At 46.7% G+C, this 12401-nt stretch carries 23 protein-coding genes; all 23 read left to right on the top strand.

What is annotated here, in order from left to right; all coding sequences use genetic code 11:
• Nucleotides 1-302: 302 nt before the first annotated feature.
• The 23 genes from RAC86_RS13195 to RAC86_RS13085 all read left to right on the top strand — a co-directional run bounded on the left by RAC86_RS13195 (nt 303) and on the right by RAC86_RS13085 (nt 12400).
• Nucleotides 303-512: a hypothetical protein gene (locus RAC86_RS13195; RefSeq protein ID WP_377885733.1), complete on the top strand. Its 210-nt coding sequence runs from the start codon at nt 303-305 to the stop codon at nt 510-512.
• Between the two features lie 171 nt (nt 513-683).
• The gene (locus tag RAC86_RS13190) at nt 684-947 is read left to right on the top strand and encodes a hypothetical protein (protein WP_377885732.1); all 264 of its coding nucleotides are present in this window, start codon (nt 684-686) and stop codon (nt 945-947) included.
• The gene (locus RAC86_RS13185) at nt 947-1225 is read left to right on the top strand and encodes a hypothetical protein (protein ID WP_377885730.1); all 279 of its coding nucleotides are present in this window, start codon (nt 947-949) and stop codon (nt 1223-1225) included. The genes RAC86_RS13190 and RAC86_RS13185 overlap by 1 nt, the downstream gene beginning before the upstream one ends.
• Nucleotides 1222-1599: a hypothetical protein gene (locus RAC86_RS13180; RefSeq protein WP_377885728.1), complete on the top strand. Its 378-nt coding sequence runs from the start codon at nt 1222-1224 to the stop codon at nt 1597-1599. Before RAC86_RS13185 ends, RAC86_RS13180 begins: the two co-directional genes overlap by 4 nt.
• The gene (locus RAC86_RS13175; RefSeq protein ID WP_377885726.1) at nt 1596-1826 is read left to right on the top strand and encodes a hypothetical protein; all 231 of its coding nucleotides are present in this window, start codon (nt 1596-1598) and stop codon (nt 1824-1826) included. The genes RAC86_RS13180 and RAC86_RS13175 overlap by 4 nt, the downstream gene beginning before the upstream one ends.
• Nucleotides 1813-1965, top strand: a complete 153-nt coding sequence (locus RAC86_RS13170; protein WP_153952113.1) for a hypothetical protein — start codon at nt 1813-1815, stop codon at nt 1963-1965. The genes RAC86_RS13175 and RAC86_RS13170 overlap by 14 nt, the downstream gene beginning before the upstream one ends.
• Nucleotides 1958-2116 carry a hypothetical protein gene (locus RAC86_RS13165; protein ID WP_153952114.1) on the top strand — a complete coding sequence of 53 codons (159 nt, stop codon included), beginning with the start codon at nt 1958-1960 and terminating at the stop codon, nt 2114-2116. Before RAC86_RS13170 ends, RAC86_RS13165 begins: the two co-directional genes overlap by 8 nt.
• 20 nt (nt 2117-2136) lie before the next feature.
• The gene (locus RAC86_RS13160) at nt 2137-2961 is read left to right on the top strand and encodes a helix-turn-helix transcriptional regulator (RefSeq protein WP_377885724.1); all 825 of its coding nucleotides are present in this window, start codon (nt 2137-2139) and stop codon (nt 2959-2961) included.
• A gap of 255 nt (nt 2962-3216) precedes the next feature.
• The gene (locus RAC86_RS13155; RefSeq protein ID WP_377885723.1) at nt 3217-3402 is read left to right on the top strand and encodes a hypothetical protein; all 186 of its coding nucleotides are present in this window, start codon (nt 3217-3219) and stop codon (nt 3400-3402) included.
• 159 nt (nt 3403-3561) lie between these two features.
• Nucleotides 3562-3900, top strand: a complete 339-nt coding sequence (locus RAC86_RS13150; RefSeq protein ID WP_377885721.1) for an HNH endonuclease — start codon at nt 3562-3564, stop codon at nt 3898-3900.
• Nucleotides 3901-4021: 121 nt separating this feature from the next.
• Nucleotides 4022-4345, top strand: a complete 324-nt coding sequence (locus tag RAC86_RS13145) for a P27 family phage terminase small subunit (protein WP_045509294.1) — start codon at nt 4022-4024, stop codon at nt 4343-4345.
• On the top strand, nt 4320-6101 hold the full coding sequence (locus tag RAC86_RS13140) for a terminase large subunit (protein ID WP_377885720.1): 1782 nt from the start codon (nt 4320-4322) through the stop codon (nt 6099-6101). The genes RAC86_RS13145 and RAC86_RS13140 overlap by 26 nt, the downstream gene beginning before the upstream one ends.
• Before the next feature lie 11 nt (nt 6102-6112).
• Nucleotides 6113-7411: a phage portal protein gene (locus tag RAC86_RS13135; protein ID WP_353881001.1), complete on the top strand. Its 1299-nt coding sequence runs from the start codon at nt 6113-6115 to the stop codon at nt 7409-7411.
• Nucleotides 7365-8111 (top strand): head maturation protease, ClpP-related, encoded by a 747-nt coding sequence (locus tag RAC86_RS13130; protein WP_377885719.1) that lies wholly within the window; start codon nt 7365-7367, stop codon nt 8109-8111. Before RAC86_RS13135 ends, RAC86_RS13130 begins: the two co-directional genes overlap by 47 nt.
• A complete protein-coding gene (locus tag RAC86_RS13125; protein WP_377885718.1) occupies nt 8111-9265 on the top strand; it encodes a phage major capsid protein in 1155 nt (384 codons plus the stop codon). The genes RAC86_RS13130 and RAC86_RS13125 overlap by 1 nt, the downstream gene beginning before the upstream one ends.
• Complete coding sequence (locus RAC86_RS13120; protein WP_214285684.1) at nt 9255-9794, top strand: Ig-like domain-containing protein; 540 nt, start codon at nt 9255-9257, stop codon at nt 9792-9794. Before RAC86_RS13125 ends, RAC86_RS13120 begins: the two co-directional genes overlap by 11 nt.
• Nucleotides 9795-9796: 2 nt before the next feature.
• The gene (locus tag RAC86_RS13115; protein ID WP_042974594.1) at nt 9797-10036 is read left to right on the top strand and encodes a head-tail connector protein; all 240 of its coding nucleotides are present in this window, start codon (nt 9797-9799) and stop codon (nt 10034-10036) included.
• A gap of 4 nt (nt 10037-10040) precedes the next feature.
• Nucleotides 10041-10382, top strand: a complete 342-nt coding sequence (locus RAC86_RS13110) for a phage head closure protein (protein WP_377885717.1) — start codon at nt 10041-10043, stop codon at nt 10380-10382.
• Nucleotides 10379-10807, top strand: coding sequence for an HK97-gp10 family putative phage morphogenesis protein (locus RAC86_RS13105; RefSeq protein ID WP_377885716.1), 429 nt, complete (start codon nt 10379-10381; stop codon nt 10805-10807). The genes RAC86_RS13110 and RAC86_RS13105 overlap by 4 nt, the downstream gene beginning before the upstream one ends.
• Nucleotides 10804-11148 (top strand): hypothetical protein, encoded by a 345-nt coding sequence (locus RAC86_RS13100; protein ID WP_377885715.1) that lies wholly within the window; start codon nt 10804-10806, stop codon nt 11146-11148. The genes RAC86_RS13105 and RAC86_RS13100 overlap by 4 nt, the downstream gene beginning before the upstream one ends.
• Before the next feature lie 2 nt (nt 11149-11150).
• The gene (locus RAC86_RS13095; protein WP_239795042.1) at nt 11151-11753 is read left to right on the top strand and encodes a major tail protein; all 603 of its coding nucleotides are present in this window, start codon (nt 11151-11153) and stop codon (nt 11751-11753) included.
• A gap of 81 nt (nt 11754-11834) precedes the next feature.
• Nucleotides 11835-12173 carry a phage tail assembly chaperone G gene (gpG, locus tag RAC86_RS13090; RefSeq protein ID WP_250635514.1) on the top strand — a complete coding sequence of 113 codons (339 nt, stop codon included), beginning with the start codon at nt 11835-11837 and terminating at the stop codon, nt 12171-12173.
• Between the two features lie 74 nt (nt 12174-12247).
• A complete protein-coding gene (locus RAC86_RS13085) occupies nt 12248-12400 on the top strand; it encodes a hypothetical protein (RefSeq protein WP_153952124.1) in 153 nt (50 codons plus the stop codon).
• The last annotated feature ends 1 nt before the right edge of the window (nt 12401 follow it).

The raw sequence follows: 12401 nt of genomic DNA, 5'->3' as shown, positions 1-12401 counted from the left end.
CTCATTAGCGGACGCAGATATTAATTACTTAGTACCTTGATCGCGATTAGAATTTAATGATACAAAGAGATGCCAAATTACGTTGTCCGGTGATTTTTACTGGATGAAAATAATTTGGTTTTTTATTTGAAAAATACTTGTTAAAGTGCCCAATATGCTGTCTTACGTATTGAAACGAAATTTTGATCTGTAGTATGTACGGTAAAGGACGCCACCCCTACGGAATAACAACGGGCACTAGCCGCAAATTGGCGTCCTTTTAATACATATTGCGGCGGTATATCAAACGGAGGTGTTCGCGAATGATTCGAATGATTTTAACGCAGGTAAGTGACGGCTACGGTTCAACTTTAGATGATCGCGAGGTTCCTCCCGAAGAAGTCGCGGACGTCTTAAAAGAATACGTTAATCACCCGAATAATTACGAATGGATGAGTGGACGTGAGATACTCGTCAGTTTCAATGAGGACGGCGACATGCTCGTGGCGTTATATAACGATCATATAGACTAAACAACGAAATAAGCGCGCCACAGCCGTTTTAATCCAGCCGGAGGGTATTCGGTAGGGCGACGGCTAAAGGCGCTAATACGCAATCAGAACGAGGCTTCCACCAACACGGCGGAGGTCTTTTTGTGCTTGCGATAAAGCGAGCGAATAAGAAACGAAAAGGAGACGATGAAGATGACGAAGATAGAGGAATTGTTCGCATATTTAGATCGCCTGATTGCGCTGCAGTCTGCCGGACATGCGGTGCGCAAAGAGATTGCGGAGGTTATAGCCGCGATTAGGCGAGAGAACAGGTCCTTATTCAGCGGCGAAGAAATGATGGAGGTTATCGAAGTGTCACCAACAGAAGTGGCAACTATCGACGTTGATATGACGAGACGCTTATACCCGGGTCCTGCGAGAATTTATGTTGAGACTGCCGAAAAGGAGACACGTTGATGGAGACTCTTTTGGTTTACTTTATTACCGGAATGGTCTACGCAGGCCTTACGTTTAAATTTACGATTGTCTCCTTATATGTATCCGGATATTCTGACGAGGAGCTGCGTGAATTATTACGAACAAAGCAGGTCGACAAAGAAAAGGCCGTCGCGACTTTATTAATTGCGTTAGTCATTACGCTGATAAAGATACCGCTGTTTCCACTTGCGATCATTTTCGATTTCTATTTTGCTTCCGTTAGCAAAGAGAAAATACAACGGGCCGAGCGCCGATGAGCGATAAGAAACAGCGTACTTGGCACATATATTTAGGCGACGAGTATATCGGACCAATAACGCCGGCTGAGGTCACTAAGGATAGCGTTTGGGTGACCGACACATCTAAATGGCGTACTGCGCTCGTTGTAGGGCGGACCGTTAGCGAAGCCAAAACGATATGGAATCGCGTGAAAGCGAACTATCCGAAATATAAAAACACGCAATTTGTATCGCGTAATCCTTGCGGAATTGACGGTATAAACGCGGAAAATGCAACGCTATATATGCTGCCGGGTTATGCCGAAAACCCAATCGTAAAAGATCCGCATTTTCAGTGGCTTGCCAAATTGGCATACGAAGTGATTTACGTAGAGGAGGGCGTAGGTAAATGAACATTAACGTTAATCAGATGGAGCGTATGCGAGACTTGATATTCTTTAATGATAATGGCGGATTGCCTCATCGGCAGCGTATTGGAACAAAAGTCGAAGCCACTATCGAATTTGAATCCGGTAATCGCGCACAAGCCGTGTTTGAGTTTCCGAATGCTGCCGACCTTTCGTTCGAAGAAGCCGAGCGATTGATTCGGAAGGAGTTGGGCGCCGATGAATCGCGATAAGTACGAAGAAGAAATCGCCAAGCTAAAACGAAGAATCGACATGCTCGAGAGAAAAGTCTACCGGCCGAAACCCGGACCAAACAGCTGGTCACAACATACACCGCGAATAGGTTTCGGAAGGGGGCGTTCGTGTGAGTAACGTATATAAGATTGCGGAAGCATTATCGGATGTGGACGTGAATACGCGAGTTAATACCGAGGAGCTTAAGAATTCGATTATAACCGCGCATCAAGCTTACGGGTTTCCGATGTTTACTTTCGGTAAAGAACCGGATAGCCCAAACGATTAATTCGGGAGGGGATAATAGAATTGGGAGACAAACGGTTGATTGACGTTGAGACAGGCGAGGACCTTACGCATCTGTATTCGCTAAGGAGCCGAAAACAAGACGAAGCCTATCGTAAGAAGCTCGAACAAGAACGTTATAAGTCGGCTAATACAAAGCGCTGGGTCGCAAGCTATCACGATCCGATACGCGCAGTCATCAAGGATCTATCGTTAATAGAGGCGGGGGCTATCGTTAAGCTGCTGCCTTATTTGCGTTTCAAGAGCGACGGCCAACTTATCAGCGGAGGCAAGCCGTTAAAGCAGGCGGACATACAGCGCATTATCGGCAAGTCAAGGCGGGCAACTAATACGATACTCGGACGGCTGGAAGCGCTCGGCATTATTAAGGTCGTGCAACGCGGCAGAAGTAACGAGTATTACATTAGCGCCGAGTTCCATACGATGGGTGATACGAAAGAAGGCGCAAGCTTTACGAAGCTGTATCAGGTAAAGACGAATGAGATTATCGCGGACCTCGGACTTAGCGAGATCGGGCTGCTCTATAAAATACTGCCGTTCTTTCACTTTAGCGAATATTACCTTTGCGCTAACCCGGACGAAGAGAATCCGGAAGTAATCGAACACCTTGGACGCGACCAGCTCGCAAAGGAGATCGGGCATGACCGAGATACAGTGACGGCATCTATTGCGAAGCTGCAGCGTAAGGGCGCGATCCTGAGCACGAAGAGTGGCCGCACGGTTCGGTACTTAGTGCATCCGGATGTGATGTTCCGACAGACTATCGAGACAGACTGGACGCAATCAGTACGGAAGATGTTCGCACAGCATCGGGCCGATCGTAAATAGGCGGTCAAAACTGCACCAATAAGCCCGAATATAAGGCGAAAACTGCACCAATCGAAAGTGGGTCGAAGCCTTGGCGCTGTAGGGATGGCGCCTGTTTTCGGTTGATTTCTTCTCTTTATCTTGTGGATCTAGCAATCCACTATTATTACTTATCGCGATCAAGGTACTAAGTAATTAATAACTGCGAACATGTAGGGAGCGTAAGCGACCGGAATGGGCGCTAGGTTTTATATCTATTAGAACGGAGGGATAGCGATGTACCTAACGGATGAGCAGAAGGAGAATATACGTAGGACATTAGACGAGATACTTGACGGTGATGTAGATCGCTGTGTAGTTACGGAAGAGATCGATGGTACGTACGATCTGTATGTTCGCAGGACAGATAAACCTGTAACGGGAACGTACCGAGACTTTACGATTCGAGGCACGTATGAATAGAGAACGTAGGCAGCGCTATAGGTATCTACGAGAACAACGTAGGGAACGCGACTACGAGCTCGGCTTTCTACAACTCGCAGACCGTCCGTTCTGTAAGCCTAGAGTAATACGGCTGGGTCCAGCGTTAACCTTAACGCGATTCATGGCGAGTGCTAAGCGATGAGTAACTACTACGACAAGCACAAGCGTAACCCCGAAGCACGAGCGTTCTATAAGTCGAAGGCATGGGCGGAATGTAGAGCGTTGGCTCTTACGCGCGACCACGGCTTATGCCAAGACTGTCTCAAAGAACGTAAGATAACGAAGGCTCAGACGGTTCATCATATCAAAGAACTGCGCGATCATCCGGAACTCGCGCTAACACTCGAAAATCTCGTAAGTTTGTGCAATCCGTGCCACAACCGAAGGCACCCGGAAAAAGGCGCTGGACCGGCTGCGAAAACGGCTAAGAAACGCAGAATAAACGTGGTGAAGGCGCAGGCTAATCCGGAGCTATAGCCCCCCTACCGTTGGGATTTCGAAGGCAAAAACGTAGGGACCGGCGGGGCCCAATCGCTTGTAGCGCGACTGGAAATTTTACATTAAAGGGGGTAAAACCCCGGACGAAAGGAGCGATCATATGGCGGTACCCACTGCGAAAAGACTGCGTGAATATCTTGGCGACAGGTATACGGAATCGGACGAAGAGCTTATCGAACTTTATATCGATACGCATAAGTTCTACCGCCGATTAAAAAAGGAAGTGGCGGAAAACCCTTTAATGATGCGGCATACGAACAAGGCAGGCGCGGAAAACCTCGTCAAAAATCCGTTAGCGATTGAGCTTACGAAGACGGTTACGACTTTGAATAACCTTCTGAAATCGCTCGATCTTACGCCGGCACAACGCAAAGAATTAAACGCGGGTGGTGGTGAAAATGACGACGATTACGACGAATTCTAGTCCTACAGAGCTCGAAAAATGGTTCGAAAACTGGCTAAAAACGCAAAAAATGGCCGGATTTATATGCGAAAAACCGGCCGAAAATCTACTTACAACCTTTTACGCAGAGAAAGTTGTCGCAGGAGAAATTAAAGCAAGTGCGAAAAATGTTATGGCATGTAAACGTCATCTTAGAGACTTAGAGCGTGCTGGTACTGACGAATTTCCTTATATATTTGATATCGAAAAGGGACACCGGCCAATTCGGTATATTGAGAAATACTGTAAGCCTTCGAAAGGTGACTACTCAAAGTTAACGCTTCAGCCGTGGCAGCATTTCGTGATCGGGTCGTTGTACGGTTGGGTCCATCGTGATACTGGACTGCGACGTTTCCGCGAAGGACTTGTATTTATCGGACGTAAAAACGGTAAAACGACGATGATTAGTGGTCTAGCTAACTTCGCGATATCAAAAGATAACGAACCCGGGGCGCGTGTTTACGTATTAGCCAACTCGAAACAGCAGGCCGGAGAGCTTTTCGATGAAAGTCGGGCGATGGTTCAGAAGTCGCCGGCACTTCAGAGAAACATGAAGGAAAACCAAAAAGGGATCTTCGATAATAAATCTTTGAGTCGTATTGAACCTAGGGCATCCGATAGTAAAAAGCTTGATGGACTTAATACGCACCTTGGAATTTTTGATGAGATTCACGAGTTTAAAGAGTTCAAGTTAATAAACGTAATTAAGCGATCTTGGGCTGCGCGAAGACAGCCGATGGTTATTTATATTACGACTGCGGGATACGTTTTAGACGGTCCGTTAGTTGAGTATTACGAAGTTGCTTCCGATGTTCTTGAGGGATCGAATGAGCAGGACCGAAAATTCTACTTTATCGCGGAATTAGACGACGAAAAGGAGATTGATCAGCCGACTGAATGGATAAAAGCGAACCCAAACATGGGGGTAACGATGAAACTTCCAACGATGGTTCAGGATTACCGGTCGGATAGAGATATCCCGCAAGAAAGAAACGACTGGATTACGAAGCAGTTTAATATGTTCGTTGATAATGGCGAGCAGAGTTTTGTGGACTTCGAAGTCATAAAACGAAATAACAAATATCACGATATCGAAGAACTGCGCGGCATGAGATGTATCGGCGGCTTCGACTTATCGCAAACGGAAGACTTTACGAGCGCGTGTCTGGAATTTATCTTGCCGGATAATCGCGTTTTTGTTTTGTCTCATTCGTGGGTTCCGGCGGCAAAAGTCGAGAAAGATAACGAGAAAATACCGTATAGAGAGTGGCAAGACGACGGTTATTTGACGATTATTCCAGGCGAATACGTGGAATACGAGTACGTTTACGATTGGTTCGTGGAAATGTCGCGCAAATATCAGATCGAAAAGATCACGTTTGACCCGGCGAATGCGATGCGGTTGGTGCAAGACCTGCAGAACTACGGATTCCAAACGGAGGTCGTGCGGCAGGGGCACATTACGCTAAGCGATCCGTTGAAGAACGTTAAAGAATTACTACTCGACGGAAGAGTCGTATATAACGAAAACAAACTTTTTACGTGGTACTTAAACAACGTTAAGCTCGTCGAGGATCGCAACGGAAACTGGTTACCGACCAAACAGACGCGCTACCGAAAAATAGACGGCTTTGCTGCGTTCCTTAACGCCCATTCGCAGGTATATCTCGACATGACGAAGCCGGTTGGAGGCGGAAGCGTCGGGTTTATCTCAATTAACGATCTATTAAACGGTTAGGAGGTGAGAAAATGGGCTTTTGGAGCAACGTACGAAGCTTTTTCGGAGGCGCATCCGAATCAAAGGCGGCCGTAAAAAAAGACCTTCCGCATTGGTTTATTCCTCGCGCCAGTATTTTCGGCAACTACGGAGAAACAACGCTGGCAGATAACGAAACAGTCTTTTCGGCTGTATCTCGGCTATCAAATACGATGGCAAGCCTACCGATCAAGGCGTACAAGAACTATCAGCCAATCGAGTCGCAGGCATCAGAACTATTAACGTACGCGCCGAACCATAACATGACTTCCGGTGAAATGATCGGACTTTTAGAGACGCATCGGAACATCTCAGGGGATGGATACGCGTTAAAACGGTATGGAATGCGTTATGAGGTCATCGGATTGGACGTTTTAGACCCTTCGAGAGTGCAGCCGGTCATTGAAGAATCGACTCGCGAGCTCTGGTACGAGATATTCGGTGATAACGGAAATTACTTCGTTCATAACATGGATATCATTCACGTTAAGCATGTATCCGTTGACGGACTGAAAGGAATCTCGCCGTTAAAGGTACTGCGGAATGCGCTCGACTTTGATCGCGATGTAAGGACGTTCAGTCTCGAACAGATGGACGGCGCCAAGATATCGTTTATTCTCAAAGTCGCCAACCAACTCGATGATGACCGGAAAACAGCGATGTTAGAGAACTTCCGGAACTTCTATTCGAATAATGGTGGCATTCTAATTCAAGAACCTGGCGTTGAAATTAAGGATTTAAAGAAGGAATTCATCGATACAAAGGCGTTTGAGGTCGAAAAAGTGACCCGTTCAAGGGTTGCGCAGGCTTTTAACATTCCGTTATATATGCTCGGTGAAACGCAAGGCAGCGTATCGAACATGGAGCAACTTTACATCGATTATGTACAAGGCACGCTGATGCCTATCGCAACTCAATACGAAAAGGAATTTAACCGGAAGTTGCTGACCGAAAAGGAACGCAAGGCCGGTTATTATTTTAAGTTCAGTATGAACGCGTTATTGCGCGGAGACATGCAGACTCGCGGTAATTTCTATCAACAAGGCATCCGGAGCGGTTGGTTTAAGCCGAATGAGGTGCGTGCGTGGGAGGATTTACCGCCAGAAAAGGGAGGAGATACGCTTTATTTAAGCAAAGACTTATTCCCGATCGATCAAGTCGCACAGCAGAAAATCACGAGCACCGACGCGCCAACGCCTCCAACGTTAAAAACTAACGAAGATGATTACGAAGACTCGAAAGGAGGTGAGGACGATAAAGAAGTTCTGGGAAATCAAAGCGGCGAAGAATGACGCTAAAGCTGGCGAGGTTTACATTTACAGCGAAATCAGTTCGGCTCAATTTTGGGGCGACGAAGTAACAGCGCAGACTTTTAAGGCGGATTTAGACGAACTCGGCGACGTTTCTACGCTAAATATCTATATTAACTCGCCTGGCGGGTCCGTTTTCGAAGGAAATTCGATCTACAACATCATAAAACGGCACAAAGCCCACGTTAACGTTTACGTCGATGGGCTGGCGGCCAGTATCGCAAGCGTCATCGCAATGTCCGGTGACGCTATTTTTATGCCCGCAAACGCGATGATGATGATTCACAATCCGTGGACGTTAGCGCAGGGCAACGCGGACGAACTCCGCAAGCAGGCCGATGACATGGACCGTATTCGCGAAAGTCTTATCGAGGCTTATCTCGGAAAAGCAGGCGAAAAGCTTGATCGTGACCGATTAATCGCGCTTTTGGACGCTGAAACGTGGCTTACAGCGCAAGAATGCCTCGAATTAGGGCTTTGCGACAGCATCGAAGCACCTAATCAAGTAGCTGCGAAGGTAGATACGAAGTTATTCGCGAGTTACCGGAATACTCCGGACGCTTTACTAAATCAAACGCAGGAAGACGAAAAGCAGGCGGAAAAAGAGCGCCTGGAACGCGAGCAACTTATCGCGGAAGCACAAACCAACTTACTAAAACTCAAAAATGGGGGAATTATTTAATGGAACTATTTGATCTGAAGGCTAACTTAAACACAGTAGGTACACAATTGGCGTCAGTTGAAAAAGAAATTATGAACAAAGCTGCTGATCCGAACGCTTCTATCGAAGATGTAAGAGCTCTTAAACAGAAGAAAGATGACCTTAAAGAGCGTATGGATATTCTTCAAAACCAACATGATTCTTTAGAGCGCGAGCAAAAAGCCAAAATCCAAGCGAGCTTAGAAAAAGCAAAAGCTGGTGTATCTGCGGGTTTATCTAGTAACGACCCTGAAGTACAAAAAATCTCAGCTAAAGCCGGATTCATTCGCGCAGCTGTACGTAAAGAAGTTCCTGCACAAGAAGTTAGAGCGGTTTTAGGAGACAACAATGGAACTGGTGGCGAAAAACTCCTTCCTAAAACAGTTTCACAAGAGCTTTTACACGAGCCTTTTGTAACAAACCCACTACGCAGTGTATCAACTTACACTAACGTTACAAATCTTGAGATCCCTAAAGTGGACTTTTCTTTAGATGATGACGACTTCATTCAAGATACACAGACTGCTAAGGAACTAGAAGTTGAAGGCTCAGTCGTTACTTTCGGCCGTCGCAAGTTCAAAGTTAAAGCTAAAATCTCTGAAACTATTTTGGCTGCAACTGATACCGATTTGGTTTCAACAGTTGAACGAGCGCTTCAGTCCGGTTTGGCTGCAAAAGAAAAGAAAGTTTCTTTCGCTGTGACTCCGAAAGCTGGCGAAGAAGAAATGTCATTCTACGGTGCTGGACTCAAAGAAGTTGAAGGAGAATCTACTTACAAAGCGATTAAAAAGGCTATCGCCGATCTTCCAGAAGATTTCCGCGAGAACGCCAAAGTTATGATGACTTATGCGGATTACCTTGAAATGATCGAAACTCTTGCAAACGGCAGCACAACTCTTTACAACGCCCAGCCAGAGCAAATCATCGGTAAACCGGTTGTATTCTCTGATGCTGCGGTTAAACCAATCGTCGGTGACTTCCGTTACTCTCACTTTAACTACGATCCAGCGATCACTTACGAAAGCGACAAAGACATCAGCACAGGCGAAAACTTATTCGTTCTGACTGCTTGGTTCGATCACAAAATCAAACTTAAATCTGCTTTCCGTATCGCGTCCGTCGTAACTGCGCCCTAATGCGCCCCAAGGGTTAACGGCGACTCCTAAAGACACATCGGTGTCCCTTAGTTGGGACGCCGTAACCTTTAATGGGGGCATCAAAGAATACGAAGTATATAGAGACGGAGTATCTATCGGAACACGCGTAGGAACATCGTTTGCAGATAGCGGCTTGACGCAATTAACTACGTATAAATACCAGGTTCGCGCAATTCCTAACGTCGGTGATCCGTCACCACTTAGCGCCGAGCTTTCAGTTACAACGTTAGCGACCGAACCTACAAGCGTTAACGTAACGGAATCTTCTAAGACATTAACGGTTGGCGATACGTACCAGATTAACGCAACGGTTTCGCCAGCAGGCGCAGACCAAAACGTGACCTATACGTCTAGTAGCACCGCAACAGCAACCGTATCAAGCTCCGGCTTAGTAACGGCTAAAGCGGCCGGCACAACGACGATTACAGTCGCGTCTAAGGTTAAGCCTTCGGTTAAAACAACGGTTGCTATTACCGTTAACGAACCGACACCACCGGCAGGTGAATAACGATGGCTCTTACGCTTGATGAAGCAAAAGAATACTTGCGGATTGACGGAGATGAGGACGATAACCTCGTCTCCTTTTTTATTTCCGCAGCAGCCAAGCACATGGAAAACGCAGGCGTAAAGGATACCGAATCAGACCTATACAAAATGGCGGCGCTGATCTATGTCGCGGATGCCTACGAAAATAGGACGACAGCCAACAGCGGAACTAAAATCGCCGGTATGATCCTTCAATTGAGGTGAGGCTATGGCGGTAAATATCGGAAGTTTAAACAAGCGAATCACGTTTTTGCAATACGCAAACACGACGAATGACGAAGGGTTTGAGATCGACGGCTGGACGCCAGTCGCTACGGTATGGGCGGCAGTAAAGACGTTACAGGGCCGAGAATATATCGCGGCGGCTACGATTCAGGCCGAGAGGACGACCCGTTTTATCATTCGGTATTCAAAGCGGATGGATTCGCTGCTCAACAATAAGATGCGCGTTAAATATGGTGCACGAGAGTTCGAGGTTGATAGCTTCATTAACGATAACGAAGCGAACGTTACCTTCACGATTATTGCGAAGGAGGTCAACGTTAAGTGAGTTCAAGATCAAATGTAAAAGGGATGCGCGAATTAATGGCGCAGCTTAATCGGCTGGGGCGCGAAGCTCAATCAGTTAAGAAAGGCGCTCTCGAAGCCGGCGCTAAACCGGTATTTGACGAGATGGAAGCGCGAAAGCCTAGCGCGCAAAGCAAGATCCTGGTCAGCGACGTTAAGGACGACATTATCGAAATCGGACCGAGCGACCTCGACTTTATATCGCGATTCGCTGAGTTCGGCACCAGTCCGCACTTAGAGAAAGCGAAGAACAAAAAGGTTATGAGCGATGGTTCTACGTTTTACGGAAGAGAAGTCGACCACCCCGGACACCAAGCGATGCCCTTCATTGAGCCGTCTTTCAACGCGAAAAAGAACGAAGCACAGCGCGAAATTAGACGCTATTTAGAAAGGGAGTTATTGCGATGAGTGCACGGGCAATCGTTAATTCGGCGCTTAAACCGTTGGGCGTGCCCGTTGTTTTTCTGAAGTATCGCGGAGAGGACGAAACGTATATCCGGTTTTTCTTCTACGACGAAAAGAGCGCACTCAACGCGGAAGATGCCGAGGAAGCGACGGGATTTTACGTTCAAGTTGATGTTTATACGAAGGACCCTAGCGAATACGCCCGGCTAGAAACTGGCGTTAAGAAACAGCTCGTTGACGCGGGCTTTGGTCGCTTAGGGCAGTACGACCTATACGAAAACGAAACGGAGATCTACCACAAGGTGCTCCGTTTTTATTATGCGCAAAATACAGAGGAGGAATAAATTTGGCAGGAACACGCATGGGATTACGCGATATTTACTTTGCGAAATTGATTAAGGACGATGCTACGGGCGCCACTTACGATACGCCGGTTAAGGTCGGTAAGGCAATCGAGGCATCTATTTCACCGAATACAAACAGCGAAACTTTGAACGCGGATGATGGTCCGTCAGAAATCGAAACAGCTTTCGGAGGCGTTGAGGTAGAGATCGGAGTTGACCAATTATCTCACGACATCCAGGCATTATTGCTCGGCCATACGATCAACGCGGATGGCGTACTCGAAAAGAAAGATACCGACTTGGCGCCATATGGTGCGTTGCTCTTTAAGTCGCAAGTATCGGGCGGCGGCGATAAGCTTTACGCGTTATATAAAGGTAAATTCCAGTTGCAAGAAGAAGAATTCGCAACTAAAACGGATAGTCCGGAATTCCAGACGGATTCAATTTCCGGAACGTTCATGCGTCGTGAATTTGACGGCGTTTGGGGACGTTCAGTTTACACGAAAGGTGAAGGCGTTAATCAGACGGTCATTAACGATTGGTTTAAGAAAGTTTACGAGCCTTCTACGTCTGCGCCTGCACCGGAAGAAAATACAGGAGCTTAATAGATTCAACGGAGAGTTCGGCGCAAGCCGGCTCTCTTTTTATTTGACTACTTAAAAAACAAAAACTAGGAGAGTGTTTATATGCAAATTACATTACTAATCAACGGTGAAGAAAAGGTATTTAGCGCGCCATTCATTAAAGGAAGAATGCTTCGCGAAGCTATCAAACTTTCGAAAACAAGCAACTTCGACGACCTGGACGTTGGCGATCTTGATAACCTCGTTGATTACGTTGTTCGCGTTTACGACGGACAGTTCTCGCTTGACGAATTCTACGACGGAATTTCTTCCGAAAAGATGATCTCAACTATTTCCGATACGATCCAAGGCGTTGTAGGAACGGTTAATGCAGGTGTTGAACAGTCAGAAGCTGCGAAAGGTGAAGGTGAAGCCACTGCGGAGACTCCGGCAAAAAACTAACGCCGGGGTACCTTTTCCCCTTAGACTTCCTCGAAAAGCTCGAACACGACATTAAAAAGCTTTATCTCGACAGCATGGAACGCCCGCAGGATATCTATTACCTAGACGAAATGGACATCGGCTGGTTCTTCGAGCTCATGCAATATTCCGATAGCGGTAAAAACAAGCGCAGCAATTCAAGCGGCGGGAAGCAGGAAGTCTATATCGATCAGGTACTCGGTTTTTAGA

It is taken from the genome of Bacillus sp. LR_5 (genome assembly GCF_042709275.1).
This window is presented reverse-complemented; position numbering and strand designations above follow the sequence as displayed.